The sequence below is a fragment of the Arthrobacter luteolus NBRC 107841 genome, from assembly GCF_001552075.1.
In the GTDB taxonomy this organism is placed as follows: Bacteria; Actinomycetota; Actinomycetes; order Actinomycetales; family Micrococcaceae; genus Arthrobacter_B; species Arthrobacter_B luteolus.
Window position 1 is genome coordinate 74371 of record NZ_BCQM01000001.1, and the last position, 22590, is coordinate 96960.

General features: G+C 64.4%; 22 protein-coding genes. 4 read left to right on the forward strand and 18 right to left on the reverse strand.

The window, feature by feature from the left end:
• Positions 1-11: 11 nt before the first annotated feature.
• The 4 genes from AL3_RS00345 to AL3_RS00360 form a co-directional block, all read right to left on the reverse strand.
• Positions 12-1586, reverse strand: a complete 1575-nt coding sequence (locus tag AL3_RS00345) for a transporter (RefSeq protein WP_066295447.1) — start codon at positions 1584-1586, stop codon at positions 12-14.
• Positions 1568-2437 (reverse strand): ABC transporter ATP-binding protein, encoded by an 870-nt coding sequence (locus AL3_RS00350; RefSeq protein WP_083521331.1) that lies wholly within the window; start codon positions 2435-2437, stop codon positions 1568-1570. The genes AL3_RS00345 and AL3_RS00350 overlap by 19 nt, the downstream gene beginning before the upstream one ends.
• A 155-nt stretch (positions 2438-2592) precedes the next feature.
• Positions 2593-3531, reverse strand: a complete 939-nt coding sequence (locus tag AL3_RS00355) for a tetratricopeptide repeat protein (RefSeq protein WP_066295451.1) — start codon at positions 3529-3531, stop codon at positions 2593-2595.
• A gap of 58 nt (positions 3532-3589) precedes the next feature.
• Complete coding sequence (locus tag AL3_RS00360; RefSeq protein ID WP_066295452.1) at positions 3590-5305, reverse strand: DUF8094 domain-containing protein; 1716 nt, start codon at positions 5303-5305, stop codon at positions 3590-3592.
• Positions 5306-5573: 268 nt separating this feature from the next.
• On the opposite strand from AL3_RS00360, the gene AL3_RS00365 reads away from it, so the two are divergent.
• Entirely contained in the window at positions 5574-6884 is a 1311-nt protein-coding gene (locus tag AL3_RS00365) for an AI-2E family transporter (protein ID WP_083521332.1), read from the forward strand.
• 13 nt (positions 6885-6897) lie between these two features.
• Here AL3_RS00365 and AL3_RS00370 read toward each other — a convergent pair whose 3' ends face one another.
• Positions 6898-7257: an Rv1322 family protein gene (locus AL3_RS00370; protein WP_066295453.1), complete on the reverse strand. Its 360-nt coding sequence runs from the start codon at positions 7255-7257 to the stop codon at positions 6898-6900.
• Between the two features lie 39 nt (positions 7258-7296).
• Between AL3_RS00370 and nucS the strand changes: the two genes are divergently transcribed.
• A complete protein-coding gene (gene nucS / locus AL3_RS00375; protein ID WP_066295454.1) occupies positions 7297-7992 on the forward strand; it encodes an endonuclease NucS in 696 nt (231 codons plus the stop codon).
• 342 nt (positions 7993-8334) lie between these two features.
• The gene (locus AL3_RS00380) at positions 8335-8538 is read left to right on the forward strand and encodes a cold-shock protein (RefSeq protein WP_066295455.1); all 204 of its coding nucleotides are present in this window, start codon (positions 8335-8337) and stop codon (positions 8536-8538) included.
• Positions 8539-8698: 160 nt separating this feature from the next.
• Here the strand turns inward: AL3_RS00380 and murA are convergent, their stop codons facing one another.
• The 13 genes from murA to AL3_RS00445 all read right to left on the reverse strand — a co-directional run bounded on the left by murA (position 8699) and on the right by AL3_RS00445 (position 21511).
• The gene (murA, locus tag AL3_RS00385) at positions 8699-9964 is read right to left on the reverse strand and encodes a UDP-N-acetylglucosamine 1-carboxyvinyltransferase (protein WP_066295457.1); all 1266 of its coding nucleotides are present in this window, start codon (positions 9962-9964) and stop codon (positions 8699-8701) included.
• 106 nt (positions 9965-10070) lie between these two features.
• Positions 10071-10499 (reverse strand): DUF2550 domain-containing protein, encoded by a 429-nt coding sequence (locus tag AL3_RS00390; protein ID WP_066295458.1) that lies wholly within the window; start codon positions 10497-10499, stop codon positions 10071-10073.
• A 9-nt stretch (positions 10500-10508) separates the two neighbouring features.
• Complete coding sequence (locus AL3_RS00395) at positions 10509-10802, reverse strand: F0F1 ATP synthase subunit epsilon (RefSeq protein WP_066295459.1); 294 nt, start codon at positions 10800-10802, stop codon at positions 10509-10511.
• Positions 10803-10807: 5 nt separating this feature from the next.
• Entirely contained in the window at positions 10808-12271 is a 1464-nt protein-coding gene (gene atpD / locus AL3_RS00400) for a F0F1 ATP synthase subunit beta (RefSeq protein WP_066295463.1), read from the reverse strand.
• A 76-nt stretch (positions 12272-12347) separates the two neighbouring features.
• Positions 12348-13241 carry a F0F1 ATP synthase subunit gamma gene (locus AL3_RS00405; protein WP_066295465.1) on the reverse strand — a complete coding sequence of 298 codons (894 nt, stop codon included), beginning with the start codon at positions 13239-13241 and terminating at the stop codon, positions 12348-12350.
• Positions 13242-13338: 97 nt separating this feature from the next.
• Entirely contained in the window at positions 13339-14976 is a 1638-nt protein-coding gene (gene atpA, locus AL3_RS00410) for a F0F1 ATP synthase subunit alpha (protein WP_066295466.1), read from the reverse strand.
• A gap of 102 nt (positions 14977-15078) precedes the next feature.
• Entirely contained in the window at positions 15079-15894 is an 816-nt protein-coding gene (locus AL3_RS00415) for a F0F1 ATP synthase subunit delta (protein ID WP_066295468.1), read from the reverse strand.
• A complete protein-coding gene (locus AL3_RS00420; RefSeq protein ID WP_066295470.1) occupies positions 15894-16442 on the reverse strand; it encodes a F0F1 ATP synthase subunit B in 549 nt (182 codons plus the stop codon). The genes AL3_RS00415 and AL3_RS00420 overlap by 1 nt, the downstream gene beginning before the upstream one ends.
• A gap of 45 nt (positions 16443-16487) precedes the next feature.
• Positions 16488-16703, reverse strand: a complete 216-nt coding sequence (atpE, locus tag AL3_RS00425) for an ATP synthase F0 subunit C (protein WP_066295471.1) — start codon at positions 16701-16703, stop codon at positions 16488-16490.
• 73 nt (positions 16704-16776) lie between these two features.
• A complete protein-coding gene (atpB, locus tag AL3_RS00430) occupies positions 16777-17583 on the reverse strand; it encodes a F0F1 ATP synthase subunit A (RefSeq protein ID WP_066295474.1) in 807 nt (268 codons plus the stop codon).
• Between the two features lie 362 nt (positions 17584-17945).
• Positions 17946-18437: a Cg1360 family ATP-synthase-associated protein gene (locus AL3_RS00435; protein WP_066295476.1), complete on the reverse strand. Its 492-nt coding sequence runs from the start codon at positions 18435-18437 to the stop codon at positions 17946-17948.
• Between the two features lie 126 nt (positions 18438-18563).
• Positions 18564-19568: an MraY family glycosyltransferase gene (locus AL3_RS00440; RefSeq protein WP_066295478.1), complete on the reverse strand. Its 1005-nt coding sequence runs from the start codon at positions 19566-19568 to the stop codon at positions 18564-18566.
• Complete coding sequence (locus AL3_RS00445) at positions 19568-21511, reverse strand: polysaccharide biosynthesis protein (RefSeq protein WP_083521333.1); 1944 nt, start codon at positions 21509-21511, stop codon at positions 19568-19570. Before AL3_RS00445 ends, AL3_RS00440 begins: the two co-directional genes overlap by 1 nt.
• 179 nt (positions 21512-21690) lie before the next feature.
• Between AL3_RS00445 and AL3_RS00450 the strand changes: the two genes are divergently transcribed.
• Positions 21691-22590, forward strand: coding sequence for a glycosyltransferase (locus tag AL3_RS00450; protein ID WP_066295480.1), 900 nt, complete (start codon positions 21691-21693; stop codon positions 22588-22590).

The following is a 22590-nucleotide window of genomic DNA, read 5'->3' on the forward strand; positions in this document are numbered from 1 at the left end:
CGGGCCGCCGGCTACTTGTTGACCGAAACAGCCAAAAGCACTTCCGGACCCCGCCGGTCCAGCCAGCGTCCGCCGGTCCGGATTCCCATCACCAGCACGAAGGATCCGTAGGCGATTCCCACGGCCAGCGTGACCCAGCCCCAGACGGAGCCGGCGCCCAGCGCAAAGGCGAGGGCCGGTGCCAGCAGCGGCAGGGCGAGGACCAGCTGAGCCAGCAGCCACAGTCCCTGGGCGATCATGGTGCGTCCCGTCGAGCCGGGCGGGGTCTTGAAGGCGCTCTCCCCCGGCAGCGGAACGTTGTAGGTGTAGCGGGCAGAGAACACGCTGGAAAGTCCAAGCCCGCTCAGCAGCAGCCCGAGGGACAGTCCCAGCAGCGCCGGAATGGCCGCTGGCTGGCCGATGACCACGGGAGGCAGCACCGCCGCGAGGATGGTTGCCGGAAGCGCGAACACGGCACAGGCTATGGCCCGGCCGGCCCGGTCCGCTGCCCCGGTGACTCCGGCCGAGACGTGCAGCGCGAAGGCGGTGTTGTCATAGGAGATATCCGCTGAAATGCCGAAGGCCAGGAGGAAGGCCACCAGCGGACCCAGCAGCAGCACAAGGGACGGAAGCTCACCGCCGGTTCGGACGGCGAAGATCAGCACAACCGCCAGGACCGGAACAATAATCAGGGAAATGCTGTACCGCGGGTCCCGCATCCAGTACGTCAGGGCCCGGGCTGCCACGGCGCCGGTGGGGGTTGCCGGGAACCGGCCAAACAGTCCCAGCTTGCCGGCTCCCCTGCGGGTGGCGGAGTTGTGTGCCGGTGTGACCAGGGCACGCTGCAGCAGCGCTTGCCAGGCCCAGGCTGCCACAGCCAGGAACAGGACCGAAATGGCCAAACGCGCGGCCGCGGTTCCGGGGCTGCCCAGGGCAATGTCGCCCGCAACGGCCCAGCTGCTGCCCAGCGGGGTCCAGGCCAGGATCTCCGCGAGGCGGCCCAGGAAATCCCCGGAATCGGACAGCGCCGTCGCGAGGGATCCGATCAGTGGACCCAGGAGCATCAGGGGGATGATGATGACCATTCCGGCCACGTCTTTGAACCGCCGTGAACTCGCCAGCGAGGTCGTTGCGGCGACGGCAAGCCGTGCCAGCACCACGCAGGTCAGCACAGCAACAGCAGCGGCGGGGATGCCGGCGAGCACCGCGGCAGGGTGCTGCCACCAGGACGCGGCCTGCACCAGGGCGGCGAGCAGGGTTACGGTTCCGGGAATACCGATCAGGGATCCGAGCGCGAGCCCGATAATCATCTGCCGCATGGGAATGGCGAAGGTGACGAAACGGGCCGGGTCCAGGGTCATGTCGACGCCCGTGGCCACCACCGGAATGATCATCCAGCCGAGTACGGCCGCGGACCCGCCCAGGATCACAACAGTGCGCGCCAGCTCAGGATCGGTGAAGTTCAGGAAGAACAGGCCGCCCATCAGCAGCGTCAGCATTCCCAAACCGTAGAGCGCGCCGAAAATGATGCCGACCAGCTGCCACGGGCTCCGGCGCAGGGAGTTGCGCAGCAGGAGCAGTTTGAGCCTTAGGAGGTGCGCAACCATGCCAGGCCTTCCGAGGTGCTGCGTCCGCCCACCAGCTGGACGAAGGTCTCTTCCAGGCTGCGCCCGGCACGCACCTCGTCCACGGTTCCGGCAGCGAGGACGTTTCCACCCGCCACCACGGCCACGTGATCGCACATCCGCTGGACCAGGTCCATAACGTGGCTGGACACGATCACGGTTCCGCCGGAGGAAACATAGCTGGACAGAATGTCCCGGATGTTGGCGGCTGAGACAGGGTCCACCGCCTCGAACGGTTCGTCCAGGACCAGCAGCCGGGGAGCATGGATGAGGGCGGAGGCCAGGGAAATCTTCTTGGTCATGCCTGCGGAGTAATCCACGACCAGGGTCCCGGCGTCGGCGGTCAGGTCAAGTGCGGCAAGCAGGTCAGCGACCCGCGCGGCCACTGTTTCCCGGTCCATGCCCCGCAGCAGGCCGGCATAGGTGACCAGCTGTTCACCGGTCAGGCGGTCGAAGAGCCGTACCCCGTCCGGCAGGACCCCCATAATGCGCTTGGCCTCGAGCGGGCGGGCCCAAACGTCCACACCGTGCACCCAGACCTGGCCGTAGTCGGGCCGCATCAGGCCGGTGGCCATGGACAGCGCCGTGGTTTTACCGGCCCCGTTGGGCCCGACCAGTCCGTAAAAGGATCCCGCGGGTACGTCGAGGTTGATCCCGTTCACGGCGATTTTTTCACCGAACCGCTTAGCCAGGCCACGGATGGCCAGGGCCGGGGCCTGCGCCGGGGCGCCGCCGGGGCTGTTCGGGGCAGCGTCTGGCTCTGCTGCGGCAGCCTGCGCCGGGAAGGTAACCGGCCCGTTCTGGGGGGTTGGACGCTCGGGTGTCTCGCTCATAGCTGTAACGCTAGCAACTCTGACCCCGTATGCCCTCCGCCTTGTGAACTAAATACATGGCCGCCACGGCGCGCAGAACCCGGCCGTGGGGACTAGCCGCGTTCCAGAACCGGGCCGGCGCGGGCCGGACCCGGCTGCCGTGCGGGAGGCGGGTGTTAGAAGAGTGCGCGGGCCAGAGCGGAGCGGGCTTTGGTGACCCGGGGGTCCGAGCTGCCGGCAATTTCGAAGAGGTCCAGCAGCCGCAGCCGGACCCGTTCCTTGTCCTCGCCCGCTGTGCGAGCGATGAGCCGGATCAACCGGTTAAACGCATCTTCGACGTGTCCGCCGGACATGTCCAGGTCCGCGACCTGCAGTTGGGCGTCCACATTGTCGGGCTGCTCCGCGGCTGCCGTGCGGACGGCATCAGCGTCAGCGCCCCTGAGCCGCTGCATCAGCTCCACCTGAGCCAGACCGGCCTTTGCCTCCGCGTCCGCGGGCTGTTCAGCGAGTGCCTGCCGGTAGGCGGCAGCGGCGGCGTCGTAATCCCCCGCAACGATCGCGTCGTAGGCTTCCTGGTGCAGCGGGGGCAGGGGCGCTTCCTCCTGCGCTTCACCGGCCCCGTCAGCCAGGGACCCGTTGACCCCGTTGGCCTCAGCGACCTGCATCAGTTCGGTCAGGAGAGCCCGGATCTGCTCGGCCGGGACGGCCCGGTCAAAGAGCGGAACGGGCTGGCCCTTCACAACGGCGGCGACAGTCGGAACGGACACCGCCTGGAAGGCCTGGGCAATCTGGGGAAAAGCATCGGCGTCGACATTGGCCACCAGGAGCTTTCCACCGCGGGCCGCTGCTTCCTGTTCCAGGACCGCGGTCACCTCGGCGGATTCCGGGCTCCGGGCCGAGTACATATTTACGATCACCGGGACGGTGGCTGAGAGCTGCACAACCTGGGGGAAGGACTGCTCGGTCACTTCGATCACGTACGCGGTACCTTCACCGGCGCCGGAAGCCGCCGCGGGCGGCGGAGCGCTGGCCTTGGCTTTGAGGCCGGAAAGGTCCACAGCTCCCCGGAGGTTCATGGACGGTGACGGCGCGGAACGGTGGTTCGGTGTGCTCATGGCCTCAACCCTAGTACGGTGACGCCGCCCCTGGGCAAGTGTGCACGTACCGGATGACTTACTTGAGGGTGGCCGAGAGCAGTTCCTGCGCTGCGCCGACTACCTCTGCCTGGTCAGCACTTCCGGCCGGGGGAACGTAGAGCATCACGGCTTCGCCGTGGGTCACATCGATTCCGGCCTCGGTGTTCTTTTCGCCGGTAAGGGTCTCGTAGATGGTGCCCTCAAGGTTGATCGAGTCCCCCGCCTCACGCGGCACGCTCGAGTAACTGTGGGACATGTATCCGAACACGATCGCCCCGCCGTCGGCCGTCCGCAGCGCACGCGTATCCGAAGGAACCGGTGTGTGCTTGAAGGTAATGGCGGCAAACTCGTTATCGGGGTTGGCCGTGACATTCGCCTGGAACGTGGTGACCGCTTCCGCAAAGCTGTTCGCGGCGAAGGCTTCCTTGTTGGAGCCGTCGGGGTTGGTCAGAGCGTCAGCCAGCGCGTCCACGGCCAGCTGCGGTGACATGGCCAGGCCCTCGGAGGAATCCGCTGCAACGGCAGCGACACCGGTACCGTTGGCCGGCGGCTGCGGGAACGTGGTGCCCGGCAGCATCTGGATCGCTGAGACCAGCTTGTAGTTCTCCCGCGGGGAGGCCTGAACCAGCAGCAGAGCCTGCGGCACGGTGTTGTCCTGTCCCTGGGTCACGGCCACGACGGTCCGGGGAAATTCCGTTCCCGAGGAAACCATGTCCGTCAGGAGCGGCGACGCTGCGACGGCGGCGGGCGCCTTGGTGTCCGGGGCCTTGGCAGCTGCGGCGTAGTTCGCTTCGCGCAGGGACAGGGCGGTGGAAGCGGCGCGGTCCTTGAGCAGGGAAGCGTCCCGGGCTGCGTCGGCTTTCTGCACCGTTCCCGCCACGGACCCCAGGATCCGGGTCAGCTGGCTGTCCAGGACCACGGGGGTGGAATCCTCACCGGACTCCGCGGCGGTGGCCGGGGAGACGGCGGGAACCAGTGCCAGTGCCAGTCCGCCGGCCAGCGCTGCGGCGAGCACTCCGTTCATGCCCTGGCGCACGGTGGCTGCGCCCGGCGTGCTGAACTTCGCTGCTCCGGCGTTTTCGCTGCGTCCGGCGACCGTCTTTTGTGCGGCTGTGTCCGATTGGCGGACAGCCCGGCGGCTTCCGGGAGCCGGGGGCGTGCCTCCGCCGGTGCGGGCCATGAAGGCCAGGGCCAGGCCCAGCACAGCTGCCAGTGCCCCCGCAATGATCAGCGGAACAGCAAGGGGGGTGCCCTCGTCATTGGCCCAGCTGACAGTGATATCCGTAGGTGCCGGTGCGGTTCCGTCAGAGGCGATCAGGACCGACCACTCGCCCTCGGCCGGTTCGGTCCAGGAGTAGGAAAGCTCTCCCTGTCCGCTTTCCTCGCTGACCCACAGGTCCGAGCCCGCCGGGTTCGGAACAGTGGCCTCGCCCTCAGAGGTGTCGGCGGCCAGGGAATCCTCAGCGCCGGTGCTGACGCGTGTCACGGCCGCATCGCCGACCCAGGCATCAACGTCGGATGCCCGCCCGACGGCCAGGAAAACGCCTTCTTCTGAGCGGATGGTGATTTCTGCGCCCTCCGGGTGGGAGGCCAGCAGACCCGCGTCGAGCACTGCCACCGGGGCTGCGCCCGAGTCAGCAGGCGCCTGCGCCGTCACGGTCTCCGGAGGTGCCCAGAATGTACGCTGGCCGATTCCGACCAGCATCATCAGCACTCCGAGCACGATCAGCGGAACTGCAATTTTGTTTCGCACAACTTACCTATCGTCGGTCACGGTCCTCCGCGCGCCTGTAGGCAGCGGTGACGGGACTGGTATGCCCCATGGATACCGTCATGGCGGTTGGTTTATAACCCTATGGTAACGAAATCCGTTTAAAGAACACATTTCGTTGTTCAGCTCCTAGTCAGCCTACGGCAGCGGGCCGCCGCGCTTCCCCGGCCCATGACTGATAATCTGGCGCCGCAGCACAGACGCATAATCCCATCGAACCAGTCACCGAATGCAGGGAGAAACGACGCCGATGAGCGAGGACGAGCGGGACATACCCGTCGACGAACCACTCCCCGCCCCCGGCGGAGACGCCCGCAGCCGTCCCGGTCCGGTGCGGGCAGCAGGCTCCCGGCTCAGGCAGATCCTGTCCCATGTGCCCGGGGTACGGCCGCGCCCCCGCTTCGATGTTCCTCCGGAGGACGGGGAGCCCGGAACCGGGCAGGTGGCCGTGGACGAAGACGCTGACCTCTCCGATGAACGACGCCGGTTCGGTGACGCCCCGGTGCCGGCCACCGGAGGACGCGGCCCGGAGGGCCGTCCCATCCGGTTCGGCTTTATGTTCACAGTCGGCGTCGGCTTCGCGCTGCTGCTGTTCTTCATCTTTACCAATGTCGGTGAGCTGCTGGTCTGGATCGGTGCGGCGCTCTTCATCGCCCTGGGCCTGGACCCGGTGGTCCGCTGGCTCAGCGCCCGCGGAGTCCCCCGCCCGGCCGGAATCGCCATCACCGTTCTGATCGTGGCCGGTGCCGTGGCTGGCTTCTTCGCCACCCTGATCCCCACGATCGTCAGCCAGACCACGGAAATCGTCAATGCTGCGCCCGGCTACGTAGACCGGTTCCTTTCCTCGGATTTCTTCGTGTCCGTGGAACGCCAGTTCCAGATCCGGGAACGCGTTGATGAGGAAGTCCAGAAGTTCTTCTCCAACGCCGACGCCGTTGGCGGTATTTTCGGCGGAGTGCTGAGCGTTGGCTCGGTGATCGCCAACGGGCTTTTTGGTGCCCTGATCATCCTGGTCCTGACCCTGTACTTCCTGGCCTCGCTGCCGTCGATGAAGAAGTGGGCCTACCGGCTGGCACCGCGCAGCCGGCGCCGCCGGGTGGAAGCCCTCTCGGAGGAAATCACCGGGAGCGTCGGCAACTACGTGATTGGACAGGGTTTCGTGGCCCTCCTGGACGCGCTGTACGCCTTTGTGATCATGACCATCACCGGAGTCCCCTTCTCCGTCCTGCTGGCCTTCGTCGTCGCGCTGCTGGCCTTCATTCCCCTGGTCGGCCCGCCGATCGCCCTGGTCCTGGTCTCCCTGGTGGCCCTGACCGCCAGCTGGCAGACCGCCGTCGTGTTCGCCATTCTCTACATGGCCTACCTGCAGTTCGAGGCCTACTTTGTCTCCCCCAGGGTGATGCAGCGCGCAGTTGCGGTCCCGGGCGCGGTGGCAGTGATTGCCGTTATTGCCGGCGGAACCCTGCTGGGGGTGCTCGGTGCCCTGATCGCCATTCCAACGGCCGCTGCAATCCTGCTGCTGATGAAGGAAGTCGTGATAGCCCAGCAGGACCGGCGCTAGGCGCCCGGCGGGATTAGCGCCGGCGGCCGGAACCCGGACGGGTCTGCCAGCAGCGGGCGTGCCAATGCCGGCGGTCCTCCACCGCCGTCTGCCTCCCCAGGAGGGAATCCTCCTGCCACACCACCAGGTGTTCGATCCCCGGCGGGATCACCTGCCCGCACCCGGGGCAGCGGTAGTCCTTTGCCGCGTTCCGGGCCGTGATCCGACGCACCGACCACTCGCCGTCGGCGGCGCTTTCCCGCTCGGGCAGCCCAACCCGTGCCCGGTCCAGGTCGATGTCCGGGGCGGGGGCCGCCCATTTGCGGCGTGCGTTACGCCCTGCGCCCGCCGCTGAGACGGGCGGCCGGCGCCTTGGCTGGTTGGAACGGGGCATAAAACCATCTTGCCGCAGCGGAGCCGGTAAAGTGCAACTGTGCGTTTAGTGATAGCCCGCTGCTCTGTTGACTACATCGGCCGCCTCCGTGCCCATCTGCCCCTTGCTACCCGCCTTCTTATGGTGAAGGCGGACGGCTCCGTCCTGATCCATTCCGACGGCGGTTCCTACAAACCGCTGAACTGGATGAGTCCGCCGGCGACCCTGCGCATCACCGAACCGGGAGCCGACGACGCCGAGGCCGGCGTCGTCGAAGTCTGGAACGTCCAAAGCGCCAAAACCGATGACAAGCTGGTGATCAGTGTTTATGAGCACCTCTCCGACGTTGCCCATGACCTGGGGACGGACCCCGGGCTGATCAAGGACGGCGTGGAGGCGGACCTCCAGCGGCTGCTCGCCGAGCAGATCACGAAGCTAGGCGAAGGCTTCACGCTGATCCGCCGGGAGTACATGACGGCCATCGGTCCGGTGGACATCCTGGCCCGCGACGCCTCCGGCGCCACTGTGGCGGTAGAACTGAAGCGCCGCGGCGACATAGACGGTGTGGAACAGCTGACCCGGTACCTGGAACTGCTCAACCGTGATCCGCTGCTGGCCCCGGTGCGCGGCGTTTTCGCTGCCCAGCAAATCAAGCCCCAGGCGAAGGTCCTGGCAGCCGACCGCGGCATTGACTGCCTCACCCTGGACTACGACGAAATGCGCGGTGTGGACGACAGCGCCTCGCGTTTGTTCTGACACTCCCTTCCTGCCGGAGCCGGCACTATCCCGGGGATTGAGCGGGGCCTTTAGCAGCGTCGATGGAGCCGGAATAACGACCGAATACCGCCCGGCATCCGTGCATATAAAGGGCCCAAAGATTCTGCTAACTTTTTCGCCGAATCCGTTGACGGTTGTTTAGCCGTATGTCACGCTATAGGCAGTCTTTGTGTAGGTGTATTTTCATGCTCGCAAGACGGTTGCGAGCGTGAAGCTCCTGTAGGAACTGCCGTCCGGCAGGGAACCTGGACTTCCCGCTTCGGTAACAACCACAGGCACGCGGTGTGCCGGTTCAGTTCCAGCAATAAAGGAGACAGGCAAATGGCACAGGGAACCGTAAAATGGTTTAACGCCGAAAAGGGTTTCGGCTTCATTACTCCGGATGATTCCGATGGGGACGTTTTCGTCCACTACTCGGAAATCCAGTCCAACGGCTTCAAGACCCTCGATGAAAACCAGCGCGTTGAATTCGAGATCGGCCAGGGCGCCAAGGGCCCCCAGGCCACCGGCGTCACCGCCGTCTAGTCTTTTCGCATAACAAAGGCGGGGACCGTTTGGTCCCCGCCTTTGTTATGCCGTCTGAGCGGGCGGATTCCCGGCAGCGGGTTTTCCGGACGCGGATTCCGAGGTGCGGCTTCCCGGGCTGCGGCTTCCGGGGTTAAGGACTCCCCCAGTCCCCTGGATGCTAGCTCCGGCGGCGCATCACGTTGGCGCCGAGGCCGCGCAGACTCTCCATAAAGCGCTCATAACCGCGGTCGATGTGGTCGACGCCGCGTACTTCGGTTGTTCCTTCCGCTGCCAGTCCCGCAATCACCAGCGCGGCGCCGGCCCGGATATCGTTCGCTTCCACGGGAGCGCCGGAGAGCCTCGGAACCCCTTGGATCAGGGCATGGTGTCCGTCAAGCCGGACCACTGCTCCCAGCCGGGCCAGCTCCGAGGTGAATCCCCAGCGCGCTTCAAAAACGTTCTCTGTCACCATCCCGGATCCATTGGACACCGCATTGAGGGCCACCACGAAGGGCTGCAGGTCGGTGGGAAAGCCGGGGTACGGCAGAGTGGACACGTTGATCGGTTCCGGACGGGAGGGGCCCTTCACGGTAAATCCGTCCTCGGCGAGCTCGACGGCGCAGCCGGCCTGGACCAGCTTGTCCAGGACAACAGTCAGAGCCCCCGGATCCGCGCGGCGCACTTCGATGCTGCCGCCGGTGATGGCCGCGGCGAAGGCCCAGGTACCGGCAACGATCCGGTCCGGTACCACCCGGTGTTCCACGGGGGCCAGCCGCTCAACGCCCTCAATCTGCAGCGTGTTGGTCCCCACGCCGGTGATTCTGGCGCCCATGGAGTTGAGCATCTCGGCGATGTCGGTGATTTCCGGTTCCCGTGCGGCGTTGTCGATCACAGTGACGCCGCGGGCCAGCGTGGCAGCCATCATGATGTTTTCCGTCGCCCCCACCGAGGGGAAATCGAGGATATGCCGGGCTCCCTGCAGCCCCTGCGGAACGGACGCCACCAGATACCCGTGATCGATGGTGATGGTGGTGCCCATGGCCTCAAGCCCGGCACGGTGCATATCGAGCCCGCGTGAGCCGATGGCGTCACCGCCCGGGAGGGCAACCTCGGCCCGCCGGCACCGGGCTACCAGCGGACCCAGCACCGAGATGGACGCGCGCATGGCGCGGACCAGGTCGTAGTCGGCCTGATGCCCCAAAACAGCGGGAACGTCGATGCGCACCTCGGCGGCATCGGCGTCGTAGTCCACTGTGCAGCCCAGCCGCCGGAGCAGTTCCGCCATAATCCAGACGTCCTGGATGTTCGGAACGTTGGTGATCGTGGAGCGGCCTTCAGCCAGCAGCGTTGCCGCCATCAGTTTAAGGACACTGTTCTTCGCCCCGGGGACTGTCACCGACCCGTTGAGCGTACAGGGACCGGTGGCAACAATGACGTCTTCCATCCCTCCATACTAGGACGGGGCCGTCCACGCCTGTGCACGCAGAGCGGATACGCAGAAGGCGCAGGGAACAATTTCCATGCGCCTTCGTGCGTTCCGGATCCGGCGGCTAGCGCCAGGTACCGATACCGATCACCGGTCCGGCCTCCAGCCAGGAGGACAGGCCCGTGTAGACGTCGTACTTCATCGCGATGAGCAGTTCACGCCCTTCATACTCGAGCGTCACCACCAGCGCACCGGGCTGGATCCGGGCCCGCTCAGCCTCGGTGGGCTGACGCCACCCCTTGATCTCCAGGGAGCTTCGGAGGAAGCGGTACGGCGGGCGCGGACTCAGCGAGAGCAGCCGAAGCCACTCCAGATGGGTGTCCGTATAACGGCAAACCCCCATCCGCCACCCGCCGGGCGGGAGGCAAATGGAGGCGTCAAAGGTACCCAGGGTACGCCGCAGCTGTGTGCGGCGTACCCAGAAAAGTGCCGTTGCCAGGACCAGCAGTGCGAAGAGCGCTGCCAGTGCAAGGAACACGTAGGTACTGTCCATTGGTTAGGGTCAGCGGGTCCCAGCGTTGGCTGCGTCGTTCAACTGCGCGTTATCCGCGACAATGACCACGCGGTTGCTGTCAACGGAGAAGAAACCGCCGTCGACCCCAACCGTGATCCGGCTGCCGGAAACCGGCTCAATGGCCAGCTCACCTTCGGCCAGGATCGCCAGCACCGGAGAGTGGCCGGGAAGGATCCCGATTTCACCGTCCGCAGTGCGTGCCTTGACCATCTTCGCCGCACCGGACCACACAAAGTGGTCTGCCGCGACAATTTCGACTTCGAGTTCAGCAGTTTCAGCCATGGGGCTTACTTCCCGGTCTGCTCTTGGATCTTCGCCCACTGACGCTCGACGTCATCCATGCCGCCGACGTTGAAGAACGCCTGCTCGGCGATGTGGTCAACGTCGCCGTCGCAGATGGCCTTGAAGCCTTCGATGGTGTCCTTGATGGAAACCGTCGAGCCTTCGACGCCGGTGAACTGCTTGGCGGTGTAGGTGTTCTGCGACAGGAACTGCTGGATGCGGCGTGCACGGGCGACGACGATCTTGTCTTCTTCGCCGAGCTCGTCAATGCCGAGGATGGCGATGATGTCCTGCAGTTCCTTGTTCTTCTGGAGGATCTGCTTGACGCGGACAGCCGTATCGTAGTGCAGCTGGCCGACGTACTGCGGGTCGAGGATACGCGACGTTGAGGTCAGCGGATCCACGGCCGGGTACAGGCCACGGGATGCGATTTCACGGGAAAGTTCCGTGGTGGCATCCAGGTGCGCGAACGTGGTGGCCGGGGCCGGGTCGGTGTAGTCATCAGCCGGAACGTAGATGGCCTGCATCGACGTAATGGAGTGACCCTTGGTCGAGGTGATGCGCTCCTGCAGGAGGCCCATCTCATCGGCAAGGTTCGGCTGGTAACCCACGGCGGACGGCATACGGCCCAGCAGGGTCGACACCTCGGAACCGGCCTGGGTGAAGCGGAAGATGTTGTCGATGAAGAGCAGCACGTCCTGGTTCTGCACATCGCGGAAGTACTCCGCCATGGTCAGTGCGGACAGGGCCACGCGCAGACGCGTTCCCGGCGGCTCATCCATCTGGCCGAACACTAGGGCCGTGTCCTTGAGGACGTTGGCTTCTTCCATTTCGACCCAGAGGTCGTTGCCCTCACGGGTACGCTCGCCAACACCGGCGAAGACGGAAGTACCACCGAAGTTGCGGGCAACACGGGTGATCATTTCCTGGATCAGAACGGTCTTGCCAACACCGGCACCGCCGAACAGGCCGATCTTTCCGCCCTTGATGTAGGGGGTCAGAAGGTCGATGACCTTGATGCCGGTCTCCAGCATTTCGGTCGAGCCCTCAAGGTCCGCGAAGTTCGGGGCCTTGCGGTGGATCGGCCAGCGCTCGGTGATTTCCAGCTGGTCCTCAGCAACGTCGAGGGGCTCGCCCAGGACGTTGAAGATGTGGCCCTTGACGCCGTCGCCGACAGGCACGGAGATCGGAGCACCCGTGTCGGTAACAGCAGCACCGCGGACCAGGCCGTCGGTGGCCTGCAGGGAGATAGCGCGCACGAGGTTGTCGCCAAGGTGCTGCGAGGTCTCGAACGTGATGGTCTTCGTCTCACCGTTGAGCGTCAGCTCGGTGGTGAGCGCGTTGTAGATGGTGGGGATTGCGTCCGCCGGGAATTCGACGTCGACAACCGGGCCAATGACACGGGCGATACGGCCTGTGGCGCCCGGTGCTACGGAGGTTGCTCCGTGCTCGGCAGTTTGGGCAGTCATCTCTCTCACTTCACTCAGTTAGATGGCGTGTGGGCTAAGTATTTACTGGTGGAACTCTGGGTCCGTGACCTGCGGGTTAGGAGGCGCTGAGCGCGTCCGCACCTGCCACAATCTCGGAGAGTTCCTGGGTGATTTCGGCCTGACGGGCGTTATTACGAAGTCGCGTGTACTTCTTAATAAGGTCGGAGGCGTTATCCCCTGCGGACTTCATGGCACGCTGGCGGGCTGCGAGCTCGGAAGCGGCGGCCTGGAGCATTGCTGCGAAGATGCGCGACTCGATGTAGCGCGGCAGCAGGGCATCAAGGACCTTCTCCGGCTCCGGCTCGTATTCGTAGAGGGGCAGGAGTTCCGTGTCGGTTCCTGCTTCTTCTTCGACTACTTCCAGCGGCAGGAGCCGGATGACTCCGGGTTCCTGGACAACCATGGACTTGAAGCGCGTGAATACGATGTGGATTTCGTCCACGCCGCCGTCTTCGTAGGCCGTATTGAAGTCATCGAGTAGTGCCTTGCCGATTTCCCGGGCGGTCTCGAACTCGGGCGCATCCGTACCGCCGGTCCACACACGCTCGTAAGCGCGGTCGCGGAAGTCGTGGTACGCCTGGGCCTTGCGGCCCACCAGGTAGGTCTTGATTTCCTTGCCCTCTTCGCGGAGCAATTCATTCAGTGATTCGCTCTGCTTGAGGACGCCTGCGGAGTACGACCCGGCAAGACCACGGTCGGAAGTCATGATGACCACTGCCGCCCGGCGGATCTGCTCCGGTTCGGTCGTCAGCGGGTGATCGATCTCCGACTGGGACGCCACAGCAGAAACGGCACGGGTGATCGCGTTGGAATAAGGCAGCGCCGCGGCTACGCGGGTGCGGGCCTTTCCAATGCGAGAGGCAGCAATCAGCTCCATCGCCTTGAAGATCTTCTGCATCGACGTGGTCGAGGCGATCTTCTGGCGGTAGACCCGAATTTGGGCTCCCATACTTTTCCTTTCGGTTCCTAGTGTTTTGAACTAGGGGCTAAGGCAAGGGGCAGGGGTTCCGCGGCCGGAGTGAACCGGCCGCGGAACCTGGAAGCCGCTAGCGCTTCTGCTTGACGATCTTTTCCTGGTCGACTGCATCCCCGTCCAGAGCAGCAGCTTCTTCGTGCCCGGCGGCAACCATGCGGTTGTCACCTTCGCCGAAGAAACCCTGCTTGAAGTCGGTGATAAGGGTCTTGAGTTCGTCCACCGTGGAATCTTCGAGCTTGTTGGTCTCAGCCAGAACGGTGAGGACCTTCGAAGAGTGGCGGACGTGGTCAAGGAACTCGGCTTCGAAACGGCGGACATCTTCCACCGGCACGTCGTCGAGGAAACCGTTGGTGCCGGCCCAGATAGACACAACCTGGTCTTCGACCGGGAACGGTGCGTACTGGCCCTGCTTCAGCAGTTCCATCAGGCGCGCACCACGGGTCAACTGCTGGCGGGAAGCCGCATCCAGATCCGAGGCGAACATGGCGAATGCCTGCATGTCGCGGTACTGGGCCAGTTCCAGCTTCAACGTACCGGAGACCTTCTTCATGGCCTTCTGCTGGGCGGCACCGCCAACGCGGGACACCGAGATACCGACGTCCACGGCGGGGCGCTGGTTGGCGTTGAAGAGGTCCGACTGCAGGAAGATCTGGCCGTCGGTGATGGAAATGACGTTGGTCGGGATGTAGGCCGAGACGTCATTTGCCTTGGTTTCGATGATCGGGAGTCCGGTCATCGAACCTGCGCCGAGCTCGTCGGAGAGCTTTGCGCAACGCTCCAGCAGGCGGGAGTGCAAGTAGAAAACGTCGCCGGGGTAGGCTTCGCGTCCCGGCGGACGCCGCAGCAGCAGCGACACAGCGCGGTAGGCTTCAGCCTGCTTCGACAGATCATCAAAGATGATCAGAACGTGCTTGCCGCCGTACATCCAGTGCTGGCCGATAGCCGAGCCGGCGTACGGTGCCAGGTACTTGAAGCCTGCGGGGTCGGATGCCGGGGAGGCCACGATCGTGGTGTACTCCATGGCGCCGGCGTCTTCGAGGGTCCGCTTGATCTCAGCGATCGTGGACGCCTTCTGGCCGATGGCAACGTAGATGCAGCGCACCTGCTTGTTGGTGTCGCCCGAGGCCCAGTTGGCCCGCTGGTTCAGGATCGTGTCGACGGCGAGGGCAGTCTTGCCCGTCTTGCGGTCACCAATGATCAGCTGGCGCTGGCCGCGGCCGATCGGGATCATCGCGTCGATGGCCTTCAGGCCGGTCTGAAGCGGCTCGTGGACCGACTTACGCTGGGTAACACCCGGCGCCTGGAGTTCCAGTGCGCGGCGGGCTTCAGCCTGGATCGGACCCATGTCATCCATGGGCTCGCCCAGGGGATCAACTACGCGGCCCAGGAAGGCATCCCCAACGGGGACGGACAGGACTTCACCGGTGCGGTGAACTTCCTGGCCTTCTTCGATGCCGCCAAAATCGCCAAGCACAACGACGCCGATTTCACGGGTGTCGAGGTTCTGGGCCAGGCCCAGCGTGCCGTCCTCAAACCGAAGCAGCTCGTTCGCCATCACGGAGGGCAGGCCCTCCACACGGGCAATGCCGTCGCTCGCGGTGGTTACGCGGCCAACTTCAACGCGCTCTGCGTTTCCGGGTTCGTAGGACGCCGCAAATTCATTCAACGCATTACGGACGTCGTCGGCGTTGATGGTCAATTCGGCCATCTGCAGTCCCTGCTCTCCTATGTTGTGATCATCGCTTCGTGCCGATGACCTTCGATTGGTTCTCAAATGTTTCTCATGGCCCGCTTCAGCCACGAAGGGTGGCTAAACGGCGAGCTTCCGGCGCAGTTCCGACAACCGGGTCACCACGGTGGAATCGACGACTTCATCGCCCACCGTAACCCGGATGCCACCGACGATCGAGGGGTCAACAGTTGCGTTGATCTTCAGCTCGCGGCGGTACAGGCTGTTCAAAGACGCCTGCAGCCGGGCGCGCTGCCCTTCGGTCAGGGGAAGGCTAGTGCGCACTTCCGCGATCCACCGCTGCTGCCGTCCGGCAACCAGTTCCAGGAACCGGGTCACCAGGGCGGTCGGGCGGAGTCCGCGCGGAGCGGTAACAGCCTGCCGGATCAATACCTGTGCTGCCTCGGACGCACCGGGCACCAGCTTCAGTGCCAGCGTGGTCCGCGCCTCCGCAGTGGACTGCGGATTGGACAGTGCACGCTGCACTTCGTGGTTGGATGCCACGGTCTCGTTGAAGCTGAAGAGATCGCTCTCCAGTTTCTCGAGGCCGGAAAGGCCCGGCCCCTTGTTTTCTGCGACCGCGGAGACAACCGTTGCAGCCAGGGTTTCCAGAGCGTCCCCGAGGTCGCGCGGTGCGCGCCAGCGGGATTCAACCAAAGAAGCAACAATCTGCTCAGCGTCGGCCGAAACCTTGCCGCCGACCAGTTTGGAGACCAGGGCTGCCTTCTCTTGTCCTTCACGAGCCGGATCAGTCAGGGCCCGAAGCAGGCCGGTCTGGCCGTCCAGCAGGCCCAGGATTCCAAAGAGTTCTTCAGCCAGTCCGAGGGTTGCGTGCGGAAGACGTGCTTCCAGCTGACCCTGGGCTGCTGCCAGTGACTCGCTCGATATACCTGCCATTACTGAACCGCACCTGCGTTCTGCGAGGTTTCCAGCTCATCCAGGAAACGGTCGACAACGCGCGCCGAGCGTGCATCGTCCGCGAGGGACTCGCCGACGATCTTGCTGGCCAGCTCGGTTGCCAGGGCGCCCACTTCGCTGCGGAGCGAGACAACTGCTGCCTGGCGCTCTGCTTCGATGGTGACCTGGGACTGTTCCAGAATGCGTGCTGACTCGGCAGCAGCCTTGGCCTTCAGGTCGGCGAGAATCTGAGCGCCTTCAGAGCGCGCTTCCTCACGGATCCGGTTGGCTTCGGTGCGTGCGTCAATCAGCTGCTGCTTGTACTCGTCCAGGGCTGCACTGGCTTCCGCCTGTGCAGCCTCGGCCTTGGCAAGTCCGCCTTCAATGGCCTCGGTACGTTCTGCAAACGTCTTCTCGAACATCGGGACGACGAACTTGACGACGATGAACATCAGCACGGCGAAGCCAAGCAGTGTTACCAGGATCTCCCAGATGTTTGGGATCAGAGGATTAGCGCCTTCAGCGGCGAGGATAAGTCCCTCGTTCATTTCTCATCCGTCCTATCTACTTGGTGGGGGAAATACGCGCTGAAGTTAGAGAACGAACGCGAAAACCAGACCAAGGATGGCGAGGGCTTCGGTCAGGGCCAGGCCCAGGAAAGCGATCGGCTGGAGCACACGCTGTGCTTCCGGCTGGCGTGCAACACCGTTGATGTAAGCAGCGAAGACCAGACCCACGCCAATGGCGCCGCCGATGGCGGAGAGGCCGTAGCCGACGAGGTTGATGTTGCCTTGGATGTCACCAGTCATTTTGGGTTGTTCCTTTCAAGATGCCCGCAGGCAGGTTGTTGGTTCAGGGGGTTCCCCCTGGGAAGGGGAGGCTTTAGTGTTCCGCGGCTGCGATGGAGCCTTGGATGTAGATCGCGGTCAGCAGGGTAAAGACATAGGCCTGCAGGACCTGGATCAAAACTTCGAACAGGAACATGCCGACGCCGCCAACGAGAGTCAGCACACCGAGGGGCTTGAGCAGTCCCTCGGCCTCCAGCAGCAGGAACTCGGTGCCGGCCGCGGAGAGCATGATGATCAGGTGACCGGACAGCATGGTCGCGAAGAGTCGGAGGCTGTGCGTGATCGGCCGGACCAGGAAGGTCGAGATGATTTCGATCAGGACAACCAGCGGGAGGATCGCGATCGGAACACCGGAGGGGACGGTCGCGTACTTGAAGTACTTGATGCCGTGCTTCTTGATGCCCAGGATGATCCACGTGAAGTAGACGATGCCGGCCAGTGCGTAGGCCGTACCAACGTGCGAGGTTGTCGGCAGCTGCGCCAGCGGAATGCTGCCCCACAGGTTGTTGATCAGGATGAAGAAGAAGAGCGAGAACAGCAGCGGGGTGTAGGGACGGAAGTCCTTTTCGCCGATGATGTCGCGGCCGATCGAGTTGCGGACGAAGTTGTAGCTCGCTTCGCCCAGGAACTGCAGCCGGCCCGGGACCATCTGCCCCTTGCGTGCTGCGACTATGAAGAACCATCCGATAATGAGGACGGAGATGAGGATAAGCAGCATCTGCTTTCCAAACCCGTCTCCGTACGGGGCGCCCCAGGGGAGGATCTCAGGGAGGTGCATGTCTTCGAGGGTGGGAGGAACAAAACCCTCTTCATTGGCGGCGGGAAGCGCAAGCGCGATCAACGCGTTTCCTCTCTGCTGTGTCCATCGTTGGGCATTTCATTGGCGGGCACATTTTTCACATGCCCGTGTACTAAGTTTTGTGACATTGCTCCGTCTAACCCTCATCCGGCCGTTTTCCACCCTTAGGCGGCTGTGGCTTGGTGGAAGTGAGCCCGTGGGCGGCAGCTGTGTAATAACCGCTGACCGCGCCCAGGGCGATACCTGCAAATAGAATCCAGCGGGTCTCCAGAAGACTGTCCAGCCCCCACCCTATCAAACCCAGGGCAAGGATTCCGGACAGGACATATTGGAGCACCGCGCGTGACTTTTTGATCGGCGGCTGAAACGCCGCGGGAACCTGGCCGGCGGCATTCTTCCTGCGATTAGCCGCCACCGGAGATTCCCTTCGATGAATTGTCCGGGCCCATCGGGGCATCGGAAAAGATAAGTTGGCGGGTGCGCGAGAAGGTAAAGATCTCAGCGGTCTGCCACAGCACCACGGTGCCGATTGAAGTAAAGAAGAACCATTGGCCTTCAAGCCATTCCGGTTTTCCGACCAGCCACAGGATCACCGCGAAGCCGACGACTTTGAGGGCATACGTGACGGCGAACATTCCGATGGCACCGGACGGATTTTTCCGCCCCACAACGTGCCCGACCAGCAAGCTGATGCCGAAGAACAGGGCGATCAGCGCCCACCCCGCGGCTACACTGGCTGCTCCGGGGGCTCCGGCTGCCAGGAAGGCAGCAGCCGCTGCCACAGCAGCGGGAATTCCTGTCCAGATAAGGCAGGCTTTCAGGATATCCAGCCACGGCGCCTTCGCCGGGCCGGAAGCACTGATCCGCAAAGCGCGTGCGCCGTCTGCTGGGCTCATGGCTGGAGGATCATCCTTGTGCTCTGTGGGAAACATGGTGTCGTCGCATCACGGATCGCGGCGACGATTGAATTCTACAGCACATAGAACTGCCCCGTGACACGATCCCCCGCCACGGCCGGATCCTCAGGTCCGCGTTCGGGCGCGCAGCCGCGCAACCAACCGCGGAGACGCAAGGTAGAAAGCAGCCACCGCTGCGACAAAAGCCGTACCGGCAGCCGTCACTGCCCAGCTTGACCCTCCGGTCATGAGTCCGGTGGCCCCTACCGCGGCAGTGCACAGCGTCACGAGCAGGGCGGACTGCAGGTGGCTCAGCCCGGCATCGGTCAGACGCTGGTAGACATGCTGGCGGTGGGCTGCATACCAGCGTTCTCCCCGCCAGATCCGGCGGACGAGGGTGGTGAAGGTATCCAGCACGTAGATCAGGATGGGGAAGAGCAGGTACTCGACGTACACCCCGGCCAGAAACGCAGCCACCGCCGTGCCGGCGATGGAAGCGCCCAGCAGGTAGCTGCCGACGTCGCCCATAAAAACCGAACCGCGGCCCAGATTCCAGGGCAGGAACGCAGCGAAGGCCGCTGCGATCACCGCGCCGGCGGCTATCAGCCACACCTGGTCGGACAGCACGCCGCTGACCGCATAGAGAATGCCGACAGCTACTCCGTGCAGACCGGAAATCCCGTTCACGCCGTCCATGAAATTCGCCACGTTGATGTAGCCGGCAATCACCAGCGTTCCCACCGGCACCCACCAGAAGCTTTGGCCCAGGGCCGCTGCCAGCGCCGTCGTGCCGGCGGCGCCAATGAGCAGCTGCAGTCCGAAGCGGACCCGGACTGACAGACCGCGGAAGTCCTCGATCCAGCCCAGCAGCGAAGCCGCGGCAATCACGGCCATCAGGACCAGCAGCAGGGAACGGTCCACAGCCACATAGCCCGTCAGCAGGGCTGCTGCCAGGCCCGCCAGGACCCCGGCGGCGATGGTGGCGCCCACCCCGCGGATGACCACCTTGGTATGCGAGGAGCGTTCATTGGGCACGTCCACAACGCCCAGCCGGCGCAGCAGCGGAATGAACGCAAAAGGCAGCAGGAGGCTGACAAGGAATGCAGCCGCAACAGGCACGGCGAGCTGCATCAGCCGGTCCGCCGATCCTCGTGCCCGGTGGCCGTAGGGCCCTTGTGCAGATCAGCCAGACGGAGGGCAGCTGTATCCGGCAGCGGGAAAAGCGCGGCCGCCGGAGCGCCGGTAGCCATTGCCTGCCCGCTGTCCGGGAACTCACCGGGGGCAAAGCCACAGCGGCGCAGCCAGTCTTCGGCATCGAGGTCCTGCGGCGCCAGGACAGCCACGGAGGTATGGGAGATTTTCGGGTGCAGCGGACGGGAGTCGTCCTCCCCGCTGCCGACCAGGATTTCGTGCAGCTTCTCGCCCTTCCGAAGCCCGGTGAACACGATCTCGATGTCCTTCCCGGACATGGCGATCATGCGCCGTGCGACGTCCAGGATCTTCACCGGCTCACCCATGTCCAGGATCAGAACCTCTCCCCCTCGGCCGATCGCGCCGGCCTGGATGACCAGCTGGCACGCTTCCGGGATGGTCATAAAGAACCGGGTGACCTCCGGATCCGTGACGGTCACCGGGCCGCCCTGGCGGATCTGTTCCGTGAACAGCGGCAGCATGGAACCGCGGCTGCCGATCACGTTGCCGAACCGCACCGAGACAAACCGCCGTCCACTGTGCCCGGCCATCCAGGCGGTGAGCTTCTCAGCCACCCGCTTTGAGTGTCCCAGGACGGTGGTGGGGTTGGCTGCCTTGTCCGTGGAGATGTTCACGAAGTGGCTGACGCCGGCTTTCTCCGCCGAGCGCAGCACATTCGCGGTGCCCAACACATTCGTCTTCCAGGCTTCGAGCGGGTACTGCTCCAGCAGTGAAACGTGTTTGAGGGCGGCGGCATGGAACACCACGTCCGGGCGCCGTGTGGCGAACACTTCATCCAGGGCACGCGCGTCGCGGATATCCGCGAGCACAGTGTCCTTGCCGTTGAGCAGGCCCTGGCCTGTGATGGAGAGCTGGGTGAGCTGCAGCCCTGTCTCGTCCCGGTCCACCATAATCAGCTCTTCGGGTTCGAAGGCTGTGATCTGGCGGCAGAGCTCCGAGCCGATTGACCCCCCTGCGCCGGTGACCAGCACTTTCTTGCCGGTGAGGTATCCGGCAACCTCGTCGACGTGGATGTCCACCGGGCGGCGGCCGATCAGGTCCTCGACGGCAACTTCCCGGAAATCGGTCAGTCCGGCCCCGGAACCCTTCGCCAGCATGTCCCGCAGCGGCGGCAGAACCATCACCCGCAGGTCCAGCCCCTCCGCACTGTCCGACACCTGGCGCACCTGCGCGGCGTCGACGTCGGCAATTGCGATGATCAGGACCGTCGCCCGGGTGCGCTGCACCAGTTCCCTCAGGTCTGAGAGTTTCCCGACCACCGGCACAGTCCCCAGGCGGAGGTGCTTCTTGGCGGGATCATCGTCGATCAGGCCGACCGGGAAATACGGGGAATCGGGGTCGTTCATCATCCGGGTCACCAGCGAGTTGCCCAGGAAGCCGGCGCCGTAGATCAGGGTCCGCTGGGCTTCGTCACCCGGGCGGGTCTTGCTCTCGACGTACATGCGCTTCAGGTACCGGATGGCTGCCATAAACAGGCAGGCGAATGGGAAGGCAAGCACCCCGGTGCTGCGGGGAATATCGATGGCCAGGCCGAAGAGGGCACTGACCAGGACCAGGATCGCCGAAACCACGATGGTGACGACGGCGAGCAGCCGCATCTCATGGAAACTGCCGAAGCTGTAGCGGCCGCGGTACAGGGCAAAGGAGTAGCCCACCACCAGCTGCGTCACAACGGCGACGGCGCAGAACACGGCCAGCCCGGCCACGTTGATCTGCTCCACGGTGAGTTCGTAGCGCAGAATCAGTGCCAGACCGATGGCCACCACCCATGCCATTGAATCCAGCACGTATTGGGACCAGAGCCAGAGCGCCGGCTTCTCGTCCCGCGCCGGGGTGGTTGTGTCCCTGCTTGAATCGTTCATAGTCCTCAACGGGTTCTCACCCGGTTCGTGTCTAGGCTGTAAGCGGTCCTCCCATGCTGACGCACGGGAGTGCGGTGAATCCGGTGTAATAGACTGGAATCTACTCAGCATACTAACTGCACGCCCCATCTCGTCCGGCAACGCCCGTGCATCCGGGGCGGAGCTTGGAAAGGAACACCTTGCCGGATTCAGTGGCCGTGGCAGCTGTGACGTTTGACCGCCCGGATGACGTCAAGACACTGCTGGGGGCGCTCTCGGCACAGACGGCCGCCGTCTCCTCCGTGGCATTGGTGGACTCGGGAAAGAGCCCGGTCCGTGACATCGCGGAAGCTTCTGCGGCAAACGTCACGTATGTCCGCTCCGAAACGAACCTTGGCGGCGCCGGCGGTTTTTCGCTGGCTATCCTCACGGCCATGGCCTCCGGAGCCGACTGGATCTGGATCATGGACGACGACGCTCATCCGGAGGACCCCGAGTGCCTCCAGGCCCTGATCGACGGCGCCAAGGAACGGAACCTCGATGTGATCCTTCCGCTGGTGGTTGCTCCCGGCCGGCCGGACACGCTCTCCTTCCACTTCCGGGTGGACGGGCGCCTCACCCATAACCGTGCCGAGGTTGCCAAGGCCGGATTCCTCCCCGGGGTGGGCCATTTCTTCAACGGTGCATTGATCCGCCGCGATGTGTTCTTCCGGGTGGGCCTGCCTGACCTGCGCCTGTTCATCCGCGGTGATGAGACTGATTTCATGATCCGCCTGCGCAAGGCCGGGATCCCGTTCGGGACACTGACCTCCGTGGCCCTGAGCCACCCGGCGGCGTGGTCCGAGGTCAACGAAATCCTCGGCGGACGCCTGCACGTGCTGGTTCCGGACACGGAATTCAAGCGGTTCTACTTCTTCCGCAACCGCGGACATCTGATGTGGAAACACAAGCGTCTGCGTTCACTGGCAGCAGACGCCGTCGGCTATCCCATCCACTTCGCCCGGACGCGGGACCTGCGCGGGTTCCGGGCATGGCTGCGCGCCTACGCGGGCGGCGCCCGGGGCACCCTGTTTGGCCCGCCGTCGGACCTGGGCTTTTAG